Origin of the sequence: Nitrospira sp. T9 (genome assembly GCF_052156535.1) — a bacterium.
GTDB lineage: Bacteria > Nitrospirota > Nitrospiria > Nitrospirales > UBA8639 > Nitrospira_E.
Map to the genome: position 1 here is coordinate 83,367 of NZ_JBQKUP010000038.1, position 24,259 is coordinate 107,625.

Consider the following 24,259-nt stretch of genomic DNA (forward strand, 5'->3'; position numbering starts at 1 on the left):
TCTCGCCGTTCATCCCGCGCCTCATAGATTTGCAGGTGGAAACACACCGGGATTATTTCAGAATATTGAAGGAGTGGTGCCCCGATGTGGTTGCGCTCTCCTGTAATTATTTGCCGAATGTTCCCGAGATCATCGATCTCGTAAAGATGACCAAGGCCTCGCTGACAAATATTTTCATCGTGGCCGGAGGACACAGCCTTTCCTTTGTCGCCAGGGAGGTTCTGGAGCATGCAGTGGGCGCCATCGATGCCATTGTCAAAGGAGAAGGCGAACCGGTAATCGGGCCCCTCCTCAACGCAATCCAACATGACCGTTCAAACGTACACCGGCTTCCCGATGTGGTCACACGAGAAGCTGAGGGACCGCCTCCTGAATTCGTCAAGTCTCTGGATGAGGTGAGGCCGGCCAGACATTTACTTCGTCACCGGAGCAAGTATTTTCTTGGGGTACTGGATCCTTGCGCATCCATTGAATTGACCCGCGGGTGCCCGTGGGATTGTTCATTTTGTAGTGCCTGGACATTTTATGGACGAAGTTATCGCCCGGTCAGTCCTGAGGTGGTCGTCGAAGATCTGGCGGGTATTCGTGAACCTGGGGTGTTTTTGGTAGATGATGTGGCTTTCATCCAGTCAGAGCATGGCATGGCCATTGGTGAGGCCATAGCACGCCGGGGTATCAATAAGTCCCATTACCTCGAAACCCGGGGTGATGTCCTGTTGAGAAATAAAGAAGTCTTCCGTTTGTGGAAAACGCTGGGAATGAAATATATGTTTATCGGGCTGGAGGCCATAGATCAGGAAGGCTTGATCCAACATCGAAAACGCATCTCACTCGGCAAAAATTTTGAGGCACTGGAATTTGCCCGCTCTCTGGGCATCATCGTGGCCATTAACATCATTGCCGATCCCAGTTGGGATAAGGAACGATTTGAAACCGTGCGTCAATGGTGTTTGGAGGTCCCGGAGGTTGTCAATATCAGTGTCAACACGCCCTACCCCGGCACGGAAACGTGGCACCAGGAATCGCGGAGAGTGACGACGCGGGATTACCGGTTATACGACAACCAACATGCGGTGCTCCCCACCCGCTTGCCGCTGCCGGAATTTCATGAAGAGTTGGTCAACACCCAACGAATTCTCAACCACAAACATCTCGGCTGGAGTGCGCTAAAAGGCACCATGGGGATGGCAGCCGGCCTCCTCCTCCGCGGGCAGACAAATTTTGTCAAAATGTTGTGGAGATTTAACAGTGTCTATAATTCAAAATTGCAACTGTCTGACCATCAACGCCCGGTTCCGTATGAGCTGTCTATCCCTTCATCCAGCCATTCGTCACCGGAACCCAACCTGTTATTTATCCATAAAGGAAAAGGCCGGGCAGGCCGGGCGTTAGATCCCTCAACGGAAGAATTTGTGGAGTCGACCAGGAGTGGGGTCAGTCAGTAGATTTTCAGTGGGGCAAGAGACGCGTCTGAAAGAAGAGTGGATTCCGCAGCAAGAACCCGCCGGGATGGCGGGTTCTTGCTAATCAGCTTTCTATCACTATGAGGTTTGTTTCAGGGATTTCCCAAAGTTAATCCCAATAGGGGTCATAACCATAATAGGCATGAATGCTTTTCCCCCAGGTCACATCGGCCATATCCGGCCAATTGTCTTTGTCAAAACCGGGAGCCTGTTCTAATTTTTCTTTCGCCACGTTCAATATCAGCACTTCCTCTTCTTGTACGACCTGGAAGGCCTCCCAGGGAATCGCAAACAGTTTATCTCCCATTCCTAAAAATCCCCCAAACGATAACACCGCATAGGCAATGCGTCCTCCTGAGAGATCGATCATGAGATCTTTAATTTCTCCCAGGTCTTCTCTCGCCGTATTTTGAACGGTGGTCCCGACAAGCGAACTCGATGAAAGAACCTGACGAATTTTGGTAGTCATAAAACCTCCTTCTTTGGAACCGGTGAGGATAATAAAGAAACAATTCTGATTCGATATACCATGTCCTTCCCATCCGGCCAAACTGAGATAAACCCTTGAAAAAAGGAATTCCAAACCAGGGTTTTCTCCAGTTGTACCGGGGCATAAATCATTTATCCTGAGGAAAGTATTCACTCAAACTTTTACCTGAGTAAAGGAGGTGCTACGTTATGTTCAGGCGGAACAAAATGGCCAGATCAGCTATCCTTGCCGGCATTCCATTTCTGACATTACCGTTATTGGCGGAAGCCGGGATGTCACGCGACCGGTCGGATCGCATGGAATCGGGACGGTCCAACTCCATGGAGCAAATCATCCAGGGAGAAATCTCCAAAAAGAACGGCGACCAAATCACCCTTCGTGCCAGTAATGGAGAACGCATTACATTTCGCATCAATGATGAAACCAATCGATTGTGTCCACAAGGGGTGAGTTCCAAAATGAATCAAGGCTCCTCGAGCCAGGATTCGTCAAGCACCGGAAAGACTTCGAGTAGCAGTCTGTTCGGAAGCTCAAGCGGGCAGAGTGCAAGTCAGACTTCATCCGGCACGCAAGGAAGTTCATCCAAGGCCGGCTTCTCATTTGGCGAGTGTAATTTTGAAAAAGGAGAATTTGTGAAGGCAAAAGTGGATGAAAATGGGAAGGCCACTTTTGTCCGGTCGATGGGCCAGAAGGACGACAATTATTTCAATGCCGGAAGAATGGGAGATGAGTATTTTGTCCTTCCCGCAGGCCAATTAGGCGGCCTGGATATTTCGGACAAGGATGCCAATTATTCCGTGAAATCGTCCGATGGCCAGGAAATCGGAAGTGTATATCGAGTGATGACCAACAGTAATGGAGACCTGACCTATGCCATCGTGAGAAAAAAAGAAGATGGACAATTGGTTTCCGTTCCATGGCAGGCGTTGGAAGGATCGGGCAATAAGTCCTTTAAGCTGAACGTGACCCAAAATCAATTAGGCAATCTTCCCATTCTGGAAGAGGGAGAAAATGCCGGGGCACACGTCCAAAAAAATTGGGATCTCACGGAAGAGCAACAACAGAATTTAGCGAAATGGAATGAACGATTGGATCGATTCTATGCTGAACGCGATCGTTATTACGAGGATACGCCCACATTCGAAGGGAATCGGGAAGGTTATGACCGGTACGATCGTGATCGGTCTCGCATGAGCCGTTCCGGGTATGACCGATCACGTCACTACCAGGATCAAAATGCCGAGGACTTTCAGACAAGACGTGACAGTTTCAGCCCAACCGAATTCCCCCCGCATGATCGTGCTTTCCAATATGAAGGAGCGGATCAGCGAAGTTCCTATAACCGGAGTAATCGAGACCGTGACAATTATCGGGGGCAGTCCCGGTCGCACATGAGGGATTACGATGAGGGTGATTACCGGAATCGCGGAAATCAGCGGTCCATGTATTCACAAAGTCGTGAAAGAAATTACCAGGATCCCATGGATCGATCGTCTGACCGGTACAACACCACCACCTCGAGAAGGCAGTATGATCCTCAGAGGCGGGGAGCCGATCAGTATCAATCCCGGCGTTCCGGCGGGAAGGATTATGATTACCGGCCTGATGGATATCGACCATAATCGATTCGTCTACCCCTGGGTCTTAAGGGCCCAGGGGTAAGGTCCCTATTGAAGGTTAACCGTACAACATTCACATTACCTATGAAGGAGAAATGACATGAAAAAAATCATGACCATGGTGGGGCTTTCAGCGTTCCTTGTCCTTTCGAGCGTCGGAGTGTTTGCTGACCAATCGAACATGAACCGACAAGATGACCAATCCAACGATCCGGGTATGGGATCCTCAATAGAATCCAAGAGTCCCTCCAGCCAAAATACAGAACCCTTTGAATCGGAAGAACAAAAGGCCGCTCGCCCAGGCGGTGTGGGCGAAGAAGGATCCATGTTTGGTAGTCCAAGCTCCCTGCCACCAGGCGAAACCTCGCCAGGATATACGGGTGAGGATAAAAAGGCAGAGGAAATGGAGAAACGTCAGCAAGGTATGTAAGTCTGACCATCCACCCAAAAATCACTAGGGGACAGGGAATGCCATCTAGTGAGGGGTAGGAGCCGATCGGACGAAGGGGAGATCGGACGATCGGCTGATACCCATTTTGACAGAGTTTTTTCATCTCCCATTTGAATCAAATCTCAATTCTCGGTAATTTTTCTTGTTAATGCCTCAGCCTCTCACCTCCCATAGACATCCAACCGTATACGTCGCCTACCCTTCCTGGATGTTCATGTCTTCATCACCTGTGCAATTTATCAGCAGGGTCTGTTGAAAAAAGCCACCAGCGGCGTTCTCGCCAATTTCCGATGCTCACGTACTGGCCGTACGCTCCGCGTCTGAAATTGGCTGTGGCCTTGCTGGATGGACCCTTCGGGAAGACTCAGGGCATGCTTTTTTGAACAGACCGAAGTTTTTTCCATCCGAGGTCCTCATGGCCAAATTGGCCTCTGATGTTTTGTAATGTTCAGCACTCTCCAGCAGCATTCGCAAGAGACGGAATCCCCGTAAATGTCGGGAGTGGCGATGGTAAAAAGGATGTTTCAGAAGTGAAAATAAGAAAATGTGTATTTAAAATTAGCGGAAAGGACGGTATTCGCTGACTCAAGAACGCTTTTCAACCATCATCGGACTTTTTTTCTCACGACCATTTTTTTTGAAAGGGAACATTCATAGAGGATTCTGCGGTGCCCTTGACCGGCCGGAATAGCGGGTTAATCCTTGATAATGGGAAATTTGGCCTCTTTCCAGGCGCTCATTCCTCCCAACACATTCACGATGTTCCGATAGCCCTGATGTTGGAGGAAGCTTGCAGCGACCGACGAGCGGTATCCGCTTCCGCAGATGACCGCGATCTGGAGATTTTTTCTGATTTCCTGAACACGTTGCGGAAGCTCGCTGCCCGTCACAAACCGGGCGTTCTTGATGTGACCGGCGGCCCACTCCCCCGGCTGGCGCACATCCAGCACGACCAGCTTTTTGTTGTCCTGTAGCTGCTGTTCCAGATCGAACACTGTCCATTGTTCCAGAATCTGGAGAGGTTTGGCGGCCGTGCGCCATGCAAACATTCCTCCAGCCAGCCAACCTGCCGGTGTGGGATATCCGATCCGGAGAAGCTGCCAGCAAGCTTCCCAAAGGTCTGCCGGGTTATCCAAAACAAGTAAGACACGGGAATCCGCCGGAATGACTGTACCGGCCCATGTCGCAAACGACGATCCCAGTCCGACGTTCAGAGCACCGGGAATATGAGCCGTAAACCCTTCCGCGTGACGGCAATCAACGACAATCCCCCCATTTTGCTGTTGTCGGCCAAACTGATCCGGTGTGAGTGCAGGCGGTTCGCGCAATGTTCCAAGAAGAGGTGGGCCTTCCGTATTCATTTTTCGCATCCTGGGCCAATAGGGCGGCACACCGGGAAGATGTTTCAAATCCAGACATTGTTTGACGAAATGATCTTTGTTGTCCATGTTGGCCAGAAGAGAATTCATCCGGCGTTCATATCCGATCGTCGTGGACAACCGGCTCCCGATATTCCCCCCACACAGAGAGCCACTTACATGCGTCGGATAGACTTCCACGTAGTCCGGAAGCGGTAGAATTTTTTCCTGGAGCATTTTGCACATGACCTCCGCGTGATGAGCCGCTTCTTCCGTTCCACCCAGGAGATCGGGTCTGGCCACATCACCCACCAGCAAGGCTCCTCCGGAAAGGAGCAGAACGGGTTCTTTCCCCCGCGAGCGGTCTGTCACCAGCACACTGATATGTTCGGGTGTATGTCCCGGCGTATGCAGAATGTGAAAATCTATTTCTCCCATTGTTAATCGTTCGCCATCGGCCATGGGACGCGCGTCATATCCGAGCTTGGCATGTTGGCCCGCTAAACATTGAAGAGGAATTCTTTCGGCTAATTCACGAATTCCCGTTACATAGTCGTTGTGCTGATGGGTCTCCAGAGCATACGCAATCGTCATCCCCTGAGCGCGGGATTCTCTGAGATAGGGCTCAACGTCCCGCTGGATATCCAGCACGAAGGCCTCTCCGGTTTCTTCCGAACCGAGAAGATACGATGCGTGCCCCAAACTTTCCACATGAAACTGTTTAATGATCATACGTTGTATCTGATGAGCTTCGAGAATGTCCTTAACTTCTTCAGGAGGAGGAATTATTTCCGGCTGCCTCAAATGCTCGAGTCACTTGCGGAACGTCCGCCCCATTGACTTGACCCGCTAGTTCGGCCACGTCCCGATAATCTCCCCGCAAAGCCTTTAACGCATGACGTTCCTGTTGAATCTCATGTGTGGTCCGTATTCCCATTCGCCGGAATAGGGGAACCGGCGGGCACCAACCTTGTATGGCATGTTGCAGGAGAAAGCCGGCGACGGCGGCAGGGAATATAAACCACCGGCGATCAAGGAAAGCGCCCAAGGCCAGGCCCATGAGGGAAAATGAGGCAGCATTGGCTTCAAGCACTCGTTCGATATCCCATTCCACCTCGAGCTCCCTTAACCGTCGATCGATAGCGGAAGGTCCGGCGGAGGCATACAACAGGACATTATTTTGGGTGCGGTTGTAAATTTCCTCATTGATGTCAGTGTCGGTATGTTCCTCAACTCGTGTGGTTGTCGGTGAAATAATCATACATGGCCTCCCTTCATTCCTGTGGACGACACACTTCCACGCCGTGGGTGATCGCGCTGTTAAATTCAGAAAATAAGGAATGAATACATTCTCAACAACTAGCAGAAACCCTGGCCTGTCTTGAAACTTCAGGGTTTCTGCTAGTAGTCAATTCTGGCCGCGTGGGCCACACTTTGCTTCTGAGGGGCAGAACGGGAGGATCCGGGAACGAAATCAGACACTAACTTCAGATGTTATTTTTCGCTTGTGATGAAAAACCATCCCATACCAGAAGAAGAAGCCGATAAAGAGCTGGACGGCATTTTTCATGAAATTAAACAGGTCTTTCGTGTGTCGGGAGTGAATCTCAACTTTCGCACTTGGGCCACCTATCCAAAATTTTTCCCAGTCTTATGGGAGTCGATACGACCGGTCGCTGAAACCCGTCTCTTTGAAGAATCATCCAATCACATCCGGGCGCTCGCTGCCCGCCTTGCTGAGAAACTTCCTCGGTTAGATGCCGCCACGTCCGTCGGATTGGGGGAGAGTCAGATTTTTCAGATACAAGCGACTCTCGACCTCTATCATTACATCAATCCCAAGCTCCTGGTCATTTCGTCCGTGGTGGAGTACGCCTGCCAACACCCAGCCATGTCCGAGTTCCAGCCCCAACGACCGGATCATGAGCTTATTCCACGAGGCATTCCCCTTCGCATGTATCCCATGGAAATGATCGACGAAACCCCCGACGATGCCACTCTCCGGAGAACCTTCCGGGATATCCAACGAACATTGGGTTTACCAGGCATCAACAGCGATTATCGCACTCTGGCATTGTGGCCGGAATATTTATGTTCAGTATGGCATCGGTTAAAACCTGTGGTCACCCACCCTCTTTACCTGGAAACCGCGCTAACACTACGGGAAGCGGCTCAACAGATGGCAAGCCATGTGCTTCCTCGACTGACTGTGTCTGAGAATCAGTTGAGGATTCTGGGAAGGAAACGAACACACTTCCTTGAGACGACCGCTCAGTTTACCCAACTCTTGCCACCCCTGATTATCAATATCGTGCTGATATCCCTGGATTGGCGATCTCGTCAGGACTTAGAGAGATCTCCCTTTCCCATTGAATTCTCCTCACCGGTCCTGGAACCATCGACATGACCTGGCGCGAATTTCAACGGCTCCAAATTGTCAGCCGGGTCAATGACCGGTTTGTCAGTTATGTGGAGGCAGGAGATGGTCCCCCGGTCATTCTGATTCATGGGATTCCGGTCTGGGGTTACCTGTGGCACGGTATCTATTCTGAGTTGGCGCGAACCCGTCGCGTCCTGATTCCCGATTTACTCGGATTTGGTTTTAGTGATAAGGCGGATTGTTTTAACCGATCCATTGCCTGCCAGGCACACATGATCACCGCCTGGATGACCCAATTAGGGATTCCTCGGGCCACAATCATCGGACATGATATCGGTGGCGGGGTGGCGTTGAGGATGGCCACCCTGTTCCCCGCACAAGTCGAAGCGCTGATCGTCATGAACACGGTCTGTTATGACTCCTGGCCAATTGAATTGATGCTCCAGTTCGGACACCCTGAAGCGCATCGGAAAATATCGGCCTCACTGGCAGTGCGATTGCTTCGACAAGCCTTAAAACGCGGATTTGCGTCATCCCTGAACCGGAACATATTGGAGGGGTTGTTGGCACCCTACACCACTGAGACAGGGAAACTCTCCCTCATACGAAATGCTGCTGCACTGAATACCAATCTGACGACGGAAATTACTCATCTCCTGTCTGGTATTAGAATTCCCACACTTGTCCTCTGGGGTGTGAAGGATCGATTTCAGTCGATCCATTACGGGGAACGGCTGGTGAAAGATATCCACGAATCGAGACTGATTCGCGTAAAAGACGCAAGACACTTCCTGATGTGGGATCAACCGGACATCGTGAAAAAGCATCTGCTGGACTTTTTCGAACGTACCGTGCCATCCCGGCCTGGAATGGTCTAGCTGCTCATCCGTGTATCATGAACGCCACAGCTATCTTACTGATGTATGTCCCCTTGACCAGGGGATAGCGAAAATATCGGGAATCAAGGGAGTGTTGAAAAATAATAATTTCCAAGGGCATATTGACCCACAGGCCCATTGCCTATTAGAGGCCTCGGGGCGGTTCAAAAAATTTCATCCAGCAAGGCCGCAGCCATTTTTGCGCGCAGAGCGTACTTCCAGTACGTGAGCACGGAAAAATGGCGAGAACGCCGCTGGCGGCTTTTTTCAACAGCCCCATCAACACGAATATCGACTCGTCACCCTGCAGGCCGTGCATGAATGAATGGAAACTGACATTTGATCATTGGGATGTTAAAGATCAGAAAGCCCGTGAAGCCCTTTGCACACTGGGTAACGGGTATTGGGCCTCACGCGGGGCGTTTGAAGAAGCCACACAACACGACGGCCATTATCCCGGAACCTATTTGGCAGGCGTCTATGATCGATGCGAAAGCATAATCGCGGGAGAAACGGTCTCTCATGAAACGATCGTGAACTGGCCCAATTGGCTGTACCTGACATTTGCCATGGATAATGGCCAATGGTTTTCGATGGAACAGGTTCAGGTGAACACCTATCGCCAGGAATTGGACCTGCAACGGGGCGTGCTCAGCCGGTACATACACTTTACGGAACCTCAAGGCCGCGAAACCATTCTCCACACAATTCGGCTGGTACATATGGAGCATCCCCATCTTGCGACCCTGCAATGGACCTTTACTCCTCTGCACTGGTCAGGTCGATTGCACGTACGATCTGCCTTGGATTCCGAGATCAGCAATGAAAATGTTGATCGGTACCGTGAGATGAACACCAAACATTATCGACTGCTCGACTCGGGGTTCCATAAGGAGGGATGGCTCTACGTCGTTACGGAAACACTTCAATCTCACATTCGATTGGCCCAGGGGCTTCGAACGCACGTCTCGGGCGGCCATCTCCTCCTTCAACAGAATCTTCAGGAAATGGATATGCCCATCGAAGAATTCGTCCTAGATATTCAGGAGCAGACTCCTCTACAGATTGTCAAAACCGTGGCGCTCTACCATTCACGGGATCGTGGCATTTCCGAGCCGCTTGAGGCCGTGCACCACAGCCTGGCTTCAGCCGGATCGTTCGAACAGTTGCTCCGCTCCCATCAAAACGCATGGGAGCGGATCTGGGATATGACCGATATCCGGATTCAGAACCGTCCCGAAGATCAACTGATGCTCCGGCTCCATCTCTTTCATCTCCTGCAAACGGCTTCTCCCCATCTGACAAAACTTGATGCCAGTCTTCCGGCCCGAGGACTGACCGGCGAAATGTATCAAGGCCACATTTTTTGGGATGATGTGTTTGCCTTACCCTTTCTGATAATGCGACTGCCAAGGGTTGCCCGCGCCATGCTTCTGTATCGGTCACGGCGCCAACACCAGGCCGGATCTCAGGCACAGCCGTATGGTCTCCAGGGACTCCGGTTTCCCTGGAGGAGTGGCAGCGACGGCTCCGAGCAAACTCCCCGGTTTCAATGGAATCCCTATTCCCAGCATTGGATTGAGGACCACACGCATTTGCAATGCCATCAGAATGCTTCCATTGTCTATCAAATATGGAAATATTATCAGGCAACAGCCGACCTGGAATTTCTTCAGTCCCACGGCGGACTGCTCGTGCTCCAAATCGCCCGATTCTGGTCCAGTCTGGCCACACTCGATGAAATGAGCGGGCGATATCATATTCGCGGGGTCATGGGACCCGATGAATTTCATACCGGATATCCGGATAGCCCGACGCCCGGACTTCAGGACAATGCGTATACCAATATCATGGCTGTTTGGACTCTTCAATGCGCCCGGCATGTTCTCCAGACTCTCCCCGACTATTCGCGCCAACAACTGATGGAAACCCTTTCGATTGATCATTCGGACCTGGAACACTGGGAGACCATCACCCGCCATATGTTCATTCCCTTTCATGAAGACGGTCTCATCAGCCAATTCGCGGGTTATGAGAATCTTGAAGAATTGGATGTGAACGCGTATCGAGCCCGGTATGGAGATATACGACGAATCGATCACATTCTCGAAGCCGAGGGAGACACGGTGAATCGATACAAGATTTCCAAACAGCCTGATGTCCTCATGTTGTGTTATCTCCTGACCGTCTATGAACTCGAATCGATTTTTGCGAATTTAGGATATCCATTTTCCCTCAACCTGCTGCAAAAGAACATCGCCTATTATCAACAGCGCACCACTCATGGTTCGACGCTCAGTCGCGTCGTGTTCGGCTGGATTCACGCACGCTCCAACCGAAGCGGCTCATGGACGTGTCTGGCTGAGGCCTTGGGACAGGATGTTCATGAAATCAAAGGAGGCTCGACGGGCGAAGGCGTCCATTTAGGAGCCATGGCAGGAACCATCGATCTCATGCAGCGGTGCTATGGTGGAATTGATTGTGACAATAATGTGTTAACGGTGAATCCTCGTCTTCCGGACACCCTAGAGGGGTTAGCGATGAGGATTCAATATCGCCAGCATCAGATCAAGGTGCAGATTTCCCCAGAGACCCTGAGTCTTGACGTCTCTGCAGGACCGAACTTTCCTCTCGTCATCAACGTGCGTGGAACACGCCATGTTTTTGGAACCCCTACACAACAGGATTTTCCCATATGAACCCTCGCATTCTATCCCTTGGAAGCGTCAATGTAGATTTTCAACTCCGTGCGGATCGCTGGCCGGAAGCAGGGGAAACCCTGTTGGGTCAGGATTTTTTTATGGCCGGTGGAGGAAAGGCCGCCAATGTGGCATGGCTGGCCTGTCATCTGGGAATCGAGGCACAAGTGATCGGCCATGTCGGCTCCGATGCACTTCAGGAAATCGCCCTTCACCCATTGCGGGCAATGGGTGTCGATGTATCCACCATCCGAAGCATAAAAAACCAAGCCACGGGTGTGTCAGTCATCATTGTTCCACCAAACGGACGAAAAGGGATTTTGTTGGCTCCGAATGCCAATGGCATCTGGTCCAAAGAGGATGAAGAATCAGTCAGATACGCCATTCAAACGGCACCACCCGGATCCGTATTGTCTGTAGATTTGGAAGTCCCGCTGTCAATTGTGAAGCAGGCGGTTCGACAATCCGAGGAATGTGGTATGCCCATTGTTCTGGATCCTTCACCCGCGGAGAGATTGGATGAGGAATTAATGGAAGCCGGCTGCTATTTGACCCCCAATCAATCCGAGGCTCAACGCTTGACAAACATTCCAATTGATACTCAGGACCAGGCCTTGGAAGCGGCCTCCAGACTTATGAAACATGGAAATAAAGGAGTTTGCGTCAAACTGGGAACAGGGGGATGCGCGATAGTCACGACGGACGATCAGTTCTTCATCTCCGCTCCCGAGATCGAGGCAGTGGATACCACCGGAGCGGGCGATGCGTTTGCGGGAGCATTCAGTGTGGCGATTCTGGAAAATCAACCCCCTGAGCAAGCCGCAGCATTTGCGGTTGCCGCGTCCACCCACGCTGTGACCGGGTACGGCTCCCAATCTTCATACCCCACCCGACGCCAAATCGAATCTCTCTTGCGGAAGGTTGTCATACATAAAAAATAACAACTATTGAATCGAAATTTCTTCAGCGCTCTGCCTATTGGAATCTGCTATTATTTCTCATCGGAAGGGTTTTTTTCCAGTTCTTCCGGAGTAATTTGTTCCAGTTTTTCTTCGGTCATGGGCTGTCGGGTTGTCGGATCCACCGCCATCTCCGGGTCCACCACCGGGGGAGTCACCACGGCCTCCGGATTGGGCGGAATATCCGGCTCTACCACCATCTCCGGGTCAATAGGTGGAATGACCGGAGGTTCTTTATTCAATCCCGTTGGATCCTGTTCGACTGTTTCAGCTGAAATTGCCGTCTTTGGGACACCTGATCCCGACACCCCCATGGGGAGATGAGAGGCATTCATTAGAAGAATCACAAAGATTCCCAGCACCACTGACCACATATCCACTTTTGGTCGTTTCATTTTTTCACCTCTTTTTTATATTTTTCTTGTCTCTGTCTCATCATTATCCCCCGCATACAGATCAAAAGCATCTGACAAGAACCCTGGAAAAACGTATTAAATTTATAATCGGGGCAAGTCCTTAAGGGGAGAGGGCCCAAGATGCAAGGGTTTTACCCAGGCCCATTCTTTTTCGGTTTCTCTACAATCTGGAAAAGAAGAGAATCTCCCAAAAATCTATTTCGCTCCTAGGAACACAATCCAATGAACTCACTCATCACCATCAAAGATTTTATCGGACTGGCTTTGACCTTTAGCGTGGCGGGAGGGGGGCTCGTGATGCTTCTCAATGGTTTTGACACGACAAGTCCGGCGAAGAGAACGGTTACGGTTAATGAATTGTTGAGAGATCAGAACCCCGGACAAATTTCCTATATATCGTTTCCCATCACTGAACACTTTCAAAAACAGGTGGTATCCCATCGAAAATCCATACCTTAATCATAAGGGAGATAAAAGAAACCAAATCTCAAGCACCATCGTTTAACCACTCTCACAAAAGGAAAGTTATCATGATGAACACAAGGCGCAAAAACAGTGGCACACTCGGAATGGCATTAGCCTTTGCTCTCATAGGAGGAGGCATGTCGTTAGCCCTTAGCGAGTCAGGCCAACCATCCAAGGAACTTCTTCTCAATGCCAACTCCCTTCTCGGGAATACGGTCATTGACAAGGCGGGCAAAGAACTCGGGACGGTCAAAGATTTACTGATCGATCAAACCACAGGGCAAATATCCTACATAGTTCTCTCGTATGGAGGCACATTCGGCGGTACTCTTGGGATCGGGTCGGAAAATTATTCGATCCCCTGGGCGGAGGTGAAGCTGACCAAACAGGATGAGAACATGGTGGTTCAGGTAGCCGAAGCTCCCATTGGCGAAAAAAGAACGCCTCAAGACCACGCCTTCATGGGCCACGAGCAAGCTGCTACGGCCCAGACTAAGGATTTTAATCCTGCAACCGTCCAAACGGTAGAAGGGACTGTGGAAAATGTGGATCACGACATGTTGGAGCCCGGAGTGACCACCACCGATAGTTTGATCGTGTTGGACGTCAAAACGCCATCCGGGACCGAACGGGTTCGAGTCGCGCCTGATAACTATCTCAAGGAGCAGGGAATGGAGATCAAGGAAGGCGATAAGGTGGAGGTAACCGGATCACGGATCATGCGGGAGGGGAAAAGTTTGGTCTCCGCCTCTCAAGTTACTCTGAAAGGAAATGGAAAAGTTCTGGCCGTGCGAAAGGATGACGGCACTCCCAAATGGGACACAGGGAGTGGAATCCATACGAAGACATCGTCCGGAAATAAATAAATTTTCTCTATGTTCTGTTAACGGGAAAAAGCCATCCGGGCTTTTTCCCGTCTGACTTCGTGCTGCCCTTCCCTAATCATCCTCCTCTTTGTGGAACCGCTTCAAGAATCTGAGTGTCAAATCCTGCCTGATATTTTTTGGAACCAGGGTTCTTTCCAGTTCATTTTCGATACAAACGCTGATACAAGCTGTAAATAATGGTTCGGTCTTACTCTTTTGACACAAGGAGATCCCAGGATGGCACGTTCGCCCAAAAGGACATCTGGCTCTAAGAAAATTCGATACGCGGTGGTGGGGCTGGGCTATATCGCTCAGGTCGCCGTACTCCCGGCATTCGCACATGCGAAAAAAAACTCACAATTAGCAGCGTTGATTTCCGATGATTCCAAAAAATTGAAGCAATTGGGAGCACAATACGGCATCAACGGTCTTTATTCGTATGACCAATATGAAGAATGTCTGGAAAAGGAAGAAATTGATGCCGTGTATATCGCGCTTCCCAATCATTTGCATTGCGAATATACCGTCAGAGCTGCGGAAACGGGCGTTCATGTGTTGTGTGAAAAGCCCATGGCTTTATCAGTCAAGGAATGTGAAACCATGATCCGCACAGCGGACCATTATGGGGTCAAATTGATGGTGGCCTATCGGCTTCATTTTGAAGAGGCCAATCTTCGGGCCATCCACCTGGTTCAAACAGGGAAAATCGGCACGCCCCGGTATTTCCAATCGGCATTTAGTCTCCCGGTCAAAGATAAACAGAATATCCGGTTACGGGAAGAGACCGGTGGAGGCACGCTGTGGGATATCGGCATTTATTGTTTGAATGCCGCCAGGAATCTTTTTCATGCGGAACCCCTTGAGGTGTTTGCCAGTACGGCAGGAAAAGGGACCGACCGATTCGACGAAGTCGAAGAAATGAGCGCCGTTATGCTCCGATTCCCTGATGACCGGTTGGCTACCTTTATCTGTAGTTTCGGAGCCGCCGACGTTTCCGAGTTTCGGATTGTGGGTACAACGGGACAACTGCGGGTGACCTCAGCCTACGAATATGTCGAACCCATTACTCATTACCTGACGATGAACGGGAAAGAGAAAAAGCAGACCTTCGCCAAACGTGATCAATTTGCTCCACAACTTTTAAAATTCTCGGATAGCATCTTAAAGGATAGGGTTCCTGAACCGGCAGGCGATGAGGGCCTCCATGATGTCCGCATTATTGAAGCTCTGTACCGTTCAGCCCAAAAAGGCCAACCGGTCCCGGTTAAAGGAGTCGAGCGGAAACGTCGTCCAACGCTTCGGCAAAACCTTCGCCGTCCGCCGGTTAAAAAGCCCAGACTTATCCATGCCCAAAGTCCGTCAGGATGATGATGGACATACAGAATTTTCATTCATTTTTTACAGGCAATGGAAAGGAATCTCTGTATGAATGAACAATTGAACAACATTGATCCCCAGGGGTCACCTTCCTCCGGGGATATCGATCAGGCTTTGCCTTCTTATCTTCTGGAAGCTGCATTAGATAGGGAATGGGAACGTCGCCATCGGCAAGGACAGATTGGAAAAGCTCAAGGAACATCACCAGAAGAGGGAATGAGTTCATGAATCAACCAATGGGGGCCAAACGATGGGCCATTCCGGAAGGGTATATCCCTGCGGAAAGCCATGGACCTGAGCCGCAGATGACGAGTCATGAAACCGCATGCCTGCTGAATGTCTCGAACGATCCGGCGCATGTGCTTGTCACGATTTTTTATGCGGACCGTGATCCGGCGGGGCCTTACCACATCACCGTTCCCCCACGTCGAACGAGTCATATTCGCTTTAATGATTTGGAAGACCCCGAACCCATACCCAAGGATACAGATTTCGCCAGCTTGTTCGAGTCCGATGTGCCGATTGTGGTGCAACACACCAGGCTGGATTCCCGACAGGCGGAGAATGCTCTTCTGTCTACCATCGCCTATACGGACCATTTGTAATGTATTCATGCACCGAGGTATAGACTGCGTATTTCAAACTGGAGAAAACAAGAGAGGAACTCAGAACATGACAAAAACCGCCGCGGACGTGTTGATAGAGAAGCTTCAAAATTGGGGCGTAGACGTCATATTCGGTCTTCCCGGAGATGGCATTAATGGAATCATGGAAGCCCTGCGTCAACGAAAGGATACCATACGATTCATCCAGGTTCGCCATGAAGAGTCCGCAGCCTGGATGGCCTGCGGGTATGCGAAATACACGGGAAAGCTTGGCGTGTGCCTGGCCACCTCAGGGCCTGGAGGGCTTCATCTTCTGAATGGTTTGTATGATGCCAAAATGGAGAAACAGCCTGTACTGGCTATTACCGGTCATCATTTTCACGATTTGATCGATACCCATGCCCAGCAAGACGTGAATCTTACCAGAGTTTTTGAGGATGTGGTGGTCTATAACACACGGGTGATGAGCGCAACGCATGTGGAGAATGTGGTCGACTTGGCCTGTCGGACCGCGTTGAGCTATCGCGGGGTGGCGCACATTAATTTCCCCGTCGATCTGCAAGAAACAAAAGCAGACAAAGGCTATTCCAAACGCAATATTCCCCACCATTCGATGGAAATCTTTTCCCGTAGCGCGCGATTACCCAGTCAAGCCGATTTGCAACAGGCCGCCAACGTATTGAATGAGGGAAAATGTATTGCCATCATGGCCGGGGCTGGAGCCTTGGAAGCCACCGATGAACTTGAACACATTGCAGAATTGCTGGGAGCGCCCATTATTAAACCGTTATTGGGAAAAGCGTCGGTACCTGATGACAGTCCCTATACGACAGGGGGTATCGGATTGTTAGGAACCGCGCCCTCTCAAGAGGCTTTGGAGGATTGCGATACCCTGTTTCTCATCGGAACGTCGTTTCCCTATATGGAATTTTATCCCAAGCCCGGACAGGCCCGGGCCGTTCAAATCGATCTTGATCCGGCGCGAATCGGACTGCGGTACCCGGTGGAAGTCGGCTTGGTTGGCGACTGCCGGAAAACCCTCCAAGAGCTATCGCCGATGTTGCAACGGAATAAACACCGTAAATTTTTGGAACGGGCACAAACGGCAATGGCCAAATGGCGGACATTGATGGAAGAACGCGGAACCCGAAAAGACAAACCCATGAAACCCCAGGTGGTGGCCTGGGAACTCGGCAAACGTCTTTCCGACCATGCCATCGTTTCCTGTGATTCGGGAACGATCACGACCTGGTGGGCCAGACAAATCCCGGCCAAACGAGGGCAGAAACACACGGTATCCGGCACTCTGGCTTCCATGGCCTGCGGGTTACCCTATGCGATTGCGGCCCAAATCGCCTATCCGGATCGTCAATGTATCGCCTTTGTGGGAGATGGGGGATTTTCGATGCTCATGGCTGAGTTCGCCACTTGTGTCAAATATCAATTGCCCGTGAAAGTGTTCGTCATCAAAAACAATACGCTCGGCCAGATTAAATGGGAACAGATGGTGTTTCTGGGAAATCCCGAATACGGATGCGAATTGCATCCCATTGATTTTGCCCTCGTCGCTCAGGCATGCGGAGGAACCGGACTGACCGTCGACGATGCTGCGGATTGTGGTTCCATCATCGACCAGGCCTTCCAAACGCCGGGGCCGGTATTGGTACAGGCCATCGTCGATCCGTTTGAGCCTCCGATGCCGGCCAACATTACGATGAGCCAAGCCGCCAAATTTGCAGAATCGTTGGCAAGAGGCGAACCGAACCGGGTGAAAATTGCTATGACGGCCTTGTCCGATCGGGTACGAGAACTCGTCTAACGGAATGCTGGAGAAATCCATAGCCTCGAGAAGGGGACGCTAGCGACGCTCCTGAAATAATAGGTCCAAAATTTTGTTCCTCTCACCTTTCTTCTTTGCGCCAAGGGTTATGTCCCCTTGCACAGTTATTGAAAAAAGGTCAGTGTTTATGAGGGATGGGTAAAGGAATGGTAATGGTGTTGAATAATTCTTTGAAGGGTTCATTCTCAAGGAATCCGATTTGCGGTGTATCGGCTGTATGTTTCCTATGATGATAAGTACGGAGATGAAGTGGATGAAGGAAACCATCGAAGACATCACCACCATTCTCTCTACGTGTGCAATGGGGTCGGCCATTTCACTTGCGTACCAATACGTTGAAAGAAAAAGACAAGGCCGGGTCAATGGTGGATACGATCAGGCCCGTGAAAAGGAGCATGTGAATGGTACCGGTGTTGATAAAAGTCAGTGAGGACATCCGAGGTAGAAAATTGGGATGTATGATTCATGTTGTCCCTCCTCCGGACCCGGTGCATCTGCCCCGATATGTTTACGCTTAGGTGGAATGATGGCAGTTCTGCCGCAGGCTGACACCAGGATCGATCGCTATGAGGTCTCGGTCTATAAAATTCCCACTGACATGTCTGAATCGGATGGCACGTATACCTGGGATTCTACAACGCTGGTGGTGGTGCGGATAGGAACACGGGCTGGAGAAGGATGGGGATATACCTATGCCGACATCGCCACGGCTATTTTGATTGACAAGACGTTGTGTGCCGCGTTGCAAGATCATGACGCCATGGCGATTCCCGAATGTTGGCTGATCATGAGACGGGCCATACGGAATTTGGGGAGACCCGGCATTGCTTCCATGGCCATCGCCGCTGTGGATATGGCCCTATGGGATTTAAAGGCGAGGGTGCTGAATATTCCACTGATCATGTTATTCGGGCGTGCTCAGAATGGGATTCCAATTTATGGGAGTGGAGGATTTACCTCCTATACGGACCAACAGCTGGAGGATCAATTGGGGACGTGGAGCAAACAGGGAATCTCGCAGGTCAAAATGAAAGTTGGACGTCATCCTGACCAGGATCTTCACAGGGTCCACGTGGCACGCAACGCCCTTCAACCCGGCACCCGCCTCTTTGTCGATGCCAATGGAGCCTATACGGTTAAACAAGCCATGCGGTTTTCTGAATTATTCGCGGAATCCGGCGTTGAATGGTTCGAAGAACCGGTCTCATCCGATAATCTCCACGGGCTCAATCTAATCAAAGAACATGCGCCGGCATCCCTTGAGATCACGGCAGGAGAATATGGATATGATTTGCCGTATTTTCAAAGAATGGTGGATGCCCAATGTGTGGATGTGCTTCAAGCTGACGCCTCGCGTTGCGGTATCACCGGATTTTTACAGGTCGGAGCATTATGTGAAGCCCGGTCTCTACCGCTATCAGCTCATTGTGCGCCGTCACTTCACCTTCATCCGGCCTGTGCGCTCCACCCTTTGCGACACATCGAATATTTTCACGACCATGTCAGGATAGAACAGATGCTGTTTGACGGTGTCCCGGCACCGATTAACGGCAGACTCTATCCTGATTTGAGTCGTGCAGGACATGGCCTGGAATTCAAACGGGCGGATGCCGCTCAATTTGCTCTCTGAACCTTGCGGGGATTTCCTGCCAAGGCGGATCCCATAGGGAATTTCGTAAGGTGCACCAGACAAGGACAAAAACTTCATGTTGACCAAATCACTACCAATTTTGAATACCGCTCGGGTCAAAAAAAACCGACAGGAGGATTTCGCCTATCAGGAGATTGCAGCTGAGTTGTCTTCTCACCTTCAAATCTCCATTGAAGGAGAAGTGCGTTTCGATGAAGGAAGCCGGGCGTTATATGCGACTGACGGATCGAATTACCGCCAAGTGCCCGTCGGGGTGGTCATTCCTAAAACCGTGGAAGATGTGATCACGACGGTGGCCGTGTGTCACCGGCATGGAGTCCCGGTTCTCTCACGCGGTGGAGGTACCAGTCTGGCCGGCCAATGCTGTAATGTGGCCGTCGTCATGGATATGTCGAAATACCTCCATTCCATCATGGAATTTGATCCCGCCTCCCGGCGTGCACGCGTGCAACCGGGTGTCGTGCTCGATGTGCTGCGCAACAGAGCGGAACAGCATCATTTGACGTTTGCGCCTGATCCGTCCACACATGATCACTGCACACTGGGTGGGATGATCGGAAACAATTCCTGTGGAGTGCATGCCCTGATGGGCGGAAAAACAGTGGATAACATCGAGGAACTGGAAATCCTCACCTATGATGGATTGCGGATGCGCGTGGGCAAAACCAGTGAAGAGGACCTCCACCACATTATCCGGCAGGGAGGCCGACGCGGTGACATCTATGCCAGGTTACAATCCATTCGCGATCAATACGCCTCGCTCATTCGTTCCCGCTATCCCGACATTCCCAGAAGAGTGTCGGGATACAATCTTGATCAATTACTCCCCGAACATGATTTCAATATCGCTCGAGCGCTGGTCGGGACCGAGGGCACATGTGTGACCGTGTTGGAGGCAACGGTCGGACTCGTCAAGAGTCCGCCATGGCGGACACTCATTGTCCTTGGATACCGGGACATCTATCAAGCCGGAGACCATTTGATGGACATCCTGGCGCATCAACCGATCGGATTGGAAGGGCTGGACGATATGCTCGTGGGTGATATGACCAAAAACCATTTGCATGTTGATAAACTGTCCTTGCTTCCAGAGGGCCGGGGATGGCTGCTTGTCGAATTTGGCGGAGACACCCAGCAAGAAGCGGATGACCGGGCACGGGAGCTCATGGAGGAACTTGGCAAGCAATCTCAAGCCCCGGCCATGAAACGCTATGATAATAAAGCTCAGGAACAATACGTGTGGAAGATTCGCAAATCGGGTCTCGCGGCCACAGCTCGAGTGCCGGGCGGTGATGACAGTTGGACCGGATGGGAGGATTCGGCGGTCGCACCGAAGGACGTGGGAAATTATCTCCGGGATCTTCGCGAGTTGATGCAGGCGCACGGGTATCAGTGTGCGCTGTATGGCCATTTTGGCCAGGGATGCATTCATACCCGCATTAATTTTGACTTAAAAACGCGGGCGGGAATTGACACATACCGGAATTTCATCGAAGAAGCCTCCGACCTGGTGATGCGGTATCACGGGTCTTTTTCCGGTGAACACGGAGATGGGCAGTCACGGGGGGAATTGCTGCCGAAGATGTTCGGCCAGGAACTCATGAATGCGTTTCGTGAATTTAAACAGGCCTGGGATCCTGATGGGAAAATGAATCCGGGAAAAGTGATCGATGCCCATCCCCTTGATCACAATCTGCGGTTGGGAACTTCCTATAATCCGCCACAACTCAACACCCATTTTCACTATACGGATGATAGGGGGAGCTTTCCGCGGGCCACGTTACGCTGTGTCGGCGTGGGAGATTGCCGGAATATGGAAGGCGGAACGATGTGTCCCAGCTACCGAATCACGCGGGAGGAACAACATTCCACGCGCGGACGGGCACACCTGCTATTCGAAATGTTACAAGGCAATCCCTTACGCCACGGCTGGCGAAGCGAAGCGGTCAAAGAGGCATTGGATCTGTGCCTGGCCTGCAAAGGCTGCCTGAGCGACTGTCCAGTGAACGTGGATATGGCCACCTATAAAGCAGAGTTTCTCTCTCACTATTATGAAGGCCGCCTCCGCCCCCGCGCCGCATTTTCCATGGGACTCATTTACTGGTGGTCAAGGCTCGCCTCCACCATGCCTGGGGTGGTGAATGCCGTGACCCATGCTCCGATATTAGGGACTCTGGTCAAAAAATTTGGAGGCATTGCTCCTCAACGAGACATGCCTCGCTATGCCAAGAAGTCCTTTACCGCCTGGTTTCATAAGCGGCCTGCTTCTTATTCTGCAGCGCGCAAAGTGGTGTTATGGCCTGACACCTTTAATAATTATTTTTCCCCACACACACTGAAAGCGGCAGTTGAGGTGTTGGAGAAAATTGGTTTTGAGGTCACCATCCCTCCACGGCCTCTCTGTTGCGGACGCCCCTTATATGATTTCGGCATGCTGAAAACCGCCAAACTCCTGCTGCGTCAAATCTTAAATTCTTTAGATAAGGATATCGCCGCCGGCATTCCCGTTATTGGCCTTGAACCCAGTTGCGTGGCGGTCTTTCGCGACGAACTTCTTAAATTGTTTCCCAATGATGAGCATGCGAAACGGCTGGCCGGATTAACGTGTACGCTTGGAGAATTTCTTGATAAACAGGCAGGACCCATTGCCTGGCCGCAGCTCCATGAACGAGCCATTGTGCATGGTCATTGTCATCAAAAGGCCGTCATGGGGATGAAGAGTGAAATGAAAATTTTAAAGGACATCGGATTAGATTGCACACTTCTCGATTCCGGATGTTGCGGGATGGCGGGGTCATTCGGCTTTAAAGAAGAGCATTACGGGATTTCACTGGCTATTGGAGAACAAATTCTTCTTCCGAAGATTCGGGAAGCGGCGGCAAAAAAAGAATTAGTCGTTACCGATGGATTCAGTTGTCGCGAACAAATCATGCAAACGACCGGCCGGAACGCGCTCCATACGGCCGAAGTGCTTCAAAGAGCGATGAACGGTGCTGAACAAGGGTCCGACGCTTCTCTTCCGAAAGGCCGGGCAGAGGAACCCGTGGCGGAAGTTTTTTCACAAAGCCGGCTCCTTGCCGACTAGAAAAGGAGGTCCTAATGCTCACCATCGGCTTCATTTTACTCATCATTGCCGGAATTTGTGCGGTCATTGGATTTGGAGTCTTTTCGACCCCTGTTGTGGGACCGGCACGTGTGGCCTTTTATTTTTTGTTGATTCTGTCCCTTGCGACGATCTTCTATGGAGTGGTTCAAACAGAAATGCATGTCGATCCTCAGGTCCCGACGCAAGAACGGAACTAACCGTACCGGAAGAAAACAGAGAAGGGAAGGATCCTCATCCTGATTCATGAAAATTTCGGATGCGGGAGAACTTCGCTTCGTGTTAAAGAAGCTTTGACCAGAACACCACCACACTATTCCCTCCCAGCTTCGGCCCATGGCGATCGCGGTATATGCCAAAGTTATAACTATAATTAATTTCTATTTGTGAACCCCATGGAGCCCCGCTGACAATTCCACCTCCCACGGCCGGCAGCATATCTACCTGATAGCGAAGAGAACCGTTACCGTTGAAACGGGCTCGTTCGATCGCGGACCAGGTTCCTCGGATATACGGATACAAGAAAAAGAGCGCCTCATACCGGTAGGTGAAATTGGCTATCGCGTATTTCCGCGGAAACAATTCATTGAAGGCCACTCCCGGAATGAGAGGACGGGAGAGCGCCTCCCATTCATACCCCGTGGGACGCCCAGGCAATCGGAAGGTGGAAAACCGGTCAAGGTTCTTCCCGATTCCGCCATACATCGTGACAATCAGTCTGTGCCGCTCTGTCGGGACCAAAGGGATCTTCCCCGCCAAGGCGGCATAGAAGCTGGCAAGCATAAATGTGTGGTCATCTTGGTTATCCGGGGTCTCGAATTCCGGATCTCCCCACTGACGCCAACGGGCGCGATGTCCATAGAGGGCATCACCTCCAAAGGCGAATCCGTGATGAAGCAATTCCATAAGATTTCGTTCAAATTTATCTATCCGAAGCCGGGCATGGACTCGGCCTTCGTATGTATTTTGGGGCACAATGAAATTATTGGACGTCTTTGAACTGCGATCAAACCAACGGTAACCGGGTTCATACGTTAATGAAAATTCGGCTGCATTATCCTGCCCTCCCGGGGATAATGGCCTGCGATATCCGATACCGATCCCCGCAAAGAAATAATTCCATTCCAATTCCACGTCCTTGATAGCCTGTCCTTCGACATACTCGTATCGGCCGAATGGGATGATCACATTTTCAAAGGTCATGGCGGCAAACCATGGGCTGGTGGATGACAGACCACGCTGATACTGGATATCATTGAATACGCCTGAGAAAGTCCCCCGAAACCGCTGGTTTTCATCATCCCAATTGCGCCAGACAAACAACGCGCCGAATGGGAGAAGCTCTAACCGTTTGGGTCCATCGGGAATCCAATTCATACCGATATTGATCGCCGTCACATGTCGGCGATCCCGTGGAGGGACATGAATTTCCTGTCCAAAAATTTCCGTCTGATGGGGTTCTCCGGCAAGCGGCGTGTCGGTTCCTTCCCCCGAAGCGAACCGAGGGGAAATCACCATCAAAGATATCGCCAAGACCAACAACCCCATATGAACAGGGATTGAACCTACAACACGCTCACGCCACCGTGGTCGGCTGAAAATGTTCCTCTGCGCGTGAATTGGAATGGAGCCCAAGGTG

At 51.0% G+C, this 24,259-nt stretch carries 22 protein-coding genes; 17 read left to right on the forward strand and 5 right to left on the reverse strand.

Annotated features, from left to right (window positions below; genetic code table 11):
* Positions 1-11 precede the first annotated feature (11 nt).
* Positions 12-1,445 (forward strand): hopanoid C-3 methylase HpnR, encoded by a 1,434-nt coding sequence (gene hpnR, locus ACTRXD_RS14240; protein WP_442432766.1) that lies wholly within the window; start codon positions 12-14, stop codon positions 1,443-1,445.
* A 127-nt stretch (positions 1,446-1,572) separates the two neighbouring features.
* Here the strand turns inward: hpnR and ACTRXD_RS14245 are convergent, their stop codons facing one another.
* Positions 1,573-1,932, reverse strand: a complete 360-nt coding sequence (locus ACTRXD_RS14245; protein ID WP_442432460.1) for a PRC-barrel domain-containing protein — start codon at positions 1,930-1,932, stop codon at positions 1,573-1,575.
* A gap of 227 nt (positions 1,933-2,159) precedes the next feature.
* Here ACTRXD_RS14245 and ACTRXD_RS14250 point away from each other — a divergent pair, with 227 nt between their 5' ends.
* Together ACTRXD_RS14250 and ACTRXD_RS14255 are read left to right on the forward strand one after the other, a co-directional pair.
* Positions 2,160-3,575 carry a hypothetical protein gene (locus tag ACTRXD_RS14250; protein WP_442432461.1) on the forward strand — a complete coding sequence of 472 codons (1,416 nt, stop codon included), beginning with the start codon at positions 2,160-2,162 and terminating at the stop codon, positions 3,573-3,575.
* 97 nt (positions 3,576-3,672) lie between these two features.
* Entirely contained in the window at positions 3,673-4,002 is a 330-nt protein-coding gene (locus ACTRXD_RS14255; RefSeq protein WP_442432462.1) for a hypothetical protein, read from the forward strand.
* A 716-nt stretch (positions 4,003-4,718) separates the two neighbouring features.
* Here the strand turns inward: ACTRXD_RS14255 and ACTRXD_RS14260 are convergent.
* Both ACTRXD_RS14260 and ACTRXD_RS14265 read right to left on the reverse strand, forming a co-directional pair.
* Entirely contained in the window at positions 4,719-6,113 is a 1,395-nt protein-coding gene (locus ACTRXD_RS14260) for an MBL fold metallo-hydrolase (RefSeq protein ID WP_442432463.1), read from the reverse strand.
* A 40-nt stretch (positions 6,114-6,153) separates the two neighbouring features.
* Positions 6,154-6,642 carry a hypothetical protein gene (locus ACTRXD_RS14265; RefSeq protein WP_442432464.1) on the reverse strand — a complete coding sequence of 163 codons (489 nt, stop codon included), beginning with the start codon at positions 6,640-6,642 and terminating at the stop codon, positions 6,154-6,156.
* Between the two features lie 249 nt (positions 6,643-6,891).
* Here ACTRXD_RS14265 and ACTRXD_RS14270 point away from each other — a divergent pair, with 249 nt between their 5' ends.
* From ACTRXD_RS14270 to ACTRXD_RS14285, 4 genes are all read left to right on the forward strand, one after another.
* Positions 6,892-7,788: a halocarboxylic acid dehydrogenase DehI family protein gene (locus ACTRXD_RS14270; RefSeq protein ID WP_442432465.1), complete on the forward strand. Its 897-nt coding sequence runs from the start codon at positions 6,892-6,894 to the stop codon at positions 7,786-7,788.
* Positions 7,785-8,639: an alpha/beta fold hydrolase gene (locus tag ACTRXD_RS14275; RefSeq protein ID WP_442432466.1), complete on the forward strand. Its 855-nt coding sequence runs from the start codon at positions 7,785-7,787 to the stop codon at positions 8,637-8,639. The genes ACTRXD_RS14270 and ACTRXD_RS14275 overlap by 4 nt, the downstream gene beginning before the upstream one ends.
* Positions 8,640-8,956: 317 nt before the next feature.
* Entirely contained in the window at positions 8,957-11,338 is a 2,382-nt protein-coding gene (locus tag ACTRXD_RS14280) for a glycoside hydrolase family 65 protein (protein ID WP_442432467.1), read from the forward strand.
* Positions 11,335-12,279 (forward strand): ribokinase, encoded by a 945-nt coding sequence (locus ACTRXD_RS14285; protein WP_442432468.1) that lies wholly within the window; start codon positions 11,335-11,337, stop codon positions 12,277-12,279. The genes ACTRXD_RS14280 and ACTRXD_RS14285 overlap by 4 nt, the downstream gene beginning before the upstream one ends.
* Before the next feature lie 50 nt (positions 12,280-12,329).
* Here ACTRXD_RS14285 and ACTRXD_RS14290 read toward each other — a convergent pair whose 3' ends face one another.
* A complete protein-coding gene (locus ACTRXD_RS14290) occupies positions 12,330-12,692 on the reverse strand; it encodes a hypothetical protein (protein WP_442432469.1) in 363 nt (120 codons plus the stop codon).
* A gap of 243 nt (positions 12,693-12,935) precedes the next feature.
* On the opposite strand from ACTRXD_RS14290, the gene ACTRXD_RS14295 reads away from it, so the two are divergent.
* The 10 genes from ACTRXD_RS14295 (at position 12,936) to ACTRXD_RS14340 (ending at position 22,820) form a co-directional block, all read left to right on the forward strand.
* Positions 12,936-13,172, forward strand: a complete 237-nt coding sequence (locus tag ACTRXD_RS14295; RefSeq protein ID WP_442432470.1) for a hypothetical protein — start codon at positions 12,936-12,938, stop codon at positions 13,170-13,172.
* A gap of 71 nt (positions 13,173-13,243) precedes the next feature.
* Positions 13,244-14,044, forward strand: a complete 801-nt coding sequence (locus ACTRXD_RS14300; protein WP_442432471.1) for a PRC-barrel domain-containing protein — start codon at positions 13,244-13,246, stop codon at positions 14,042-14,044.
* 237 nt (positions 14,045-14,281) lie between these two features.
* Positions 14,282-15,412: a Gfo/Idh/MocA family protein gene (locus ACTRXD_RS14305; protein WP_442432472.1), complete on the forward strand. Its 1,131-nt coding sequence runs from the start codon at positions 14,282-14,284 to the stop codon at positions 15,410-15,412.
* Positions 15,413-15,469: 57 nt separating this feature from the next.
* On the forward strand, positions 15,470-15,649 hold the full coding sequence (locus ACTRXD_RS14310) for a hypothetical protein (RefSeq protein ID WP_442432473.1): 180 nt from the start codon (positions 15,470-15,472) through the stop codon (positions 15,647-15,649).
* Positions 15,646-16,026 carry a sensory rhodopsin transducer gene (locus tag ACTRXD_RS14315; RefSeq protein WP_442432474.1) on the forward strand — a complete coding sequence of 127 codons (381 nt, stop codon included), beginning with the start codon at positions 15,646-15,648 and terminating at the stop codon, positions 16,024-16,026. Before ACTRXD_RS14310 ends, ACTRXD_RS14315 begins: the two co-directional genes overlap by 4 nt.
* Before the next feature lie 67 nt (positions 16,027-16,093).
* Complete coding sequence (locus ACTRXD_RS14320) at positions 16,094-17,845, forward strand: thiamine pyrophosphate-dependent enzyme (RefSeq protein WP_442432475.1); 1,752 nt, start codon at positions 16,094-16,096, stop codon at positions 17,843-17,845.
* Between the two features lie 274 nt (positions 17,846-18,119).
* Positions 18,120-18,296: a hypothetical protein gene (locus tag ACTRXD_RS14325; protein WP_442432476.1), complete on the forward strand. Its 177-nt coding sequence runs from the start codon at positions 18,120-18,122 to the stop codon at positions 18,294-18,296.
* Between the two features lie 93 nt (positions 18,297-18,389).
* Positions 18,390-19,496 carry an enolase C-terminal domain-like protein gene (locus ACTRXD_RS14330; protein ID WP_442432477.1) on the forward strand — a complete coding sequence of 369 codons (1,107 nt, stop codon included), beginning with the start codon at positions 18,390-18,392 and terminating at the stop codon, positions 19,494-19,496.
* A gap of 76 nt (positions 19,497-19,572) precedes the next feature.
* Positions 19,573-22,602, forward strand: a complete 3,030-nt coding sequence (locus ACTRXD_RS14335; protein ID WP_442432478.1) for an FAD-binding and (Fe-S)-binding domain-containing protein — start codon at positions 19,573-19,575, stop codon at positions 22,600-22,602.
* Between the two features lie 14 nt (positions 22,603-22,616).
* Positions 22,617-22,820, forward strand: a complete 204-nt coding sequence (locus ACTRXD_RS14340) for a hypothetical protein (RefSeq protein WP_442432479.1) — start codon at positions 22,617-22,619, stop codon at positions 22,818-22,820.
* Positions 22,821-22,902: 82 nt separating this feature from the next.
* Here ACTRXD_RS14340 and ACTRXD_RS14345 read toward each other — a convergent pair whose 3' ends face one another.
* Positions 22,903-24,138 (reverse strand): hypothetical protein, encoded by a 1,236-nt coding sequence (locus ACTRXD_RS14345; protein WP_442432480.1) that lies wholly within the window; start codon positions 24,136-24,138, stop codon positions 22,903-22,905.
* Positions 24,139-24,259 lie beyond the last annotated feature (121 nt).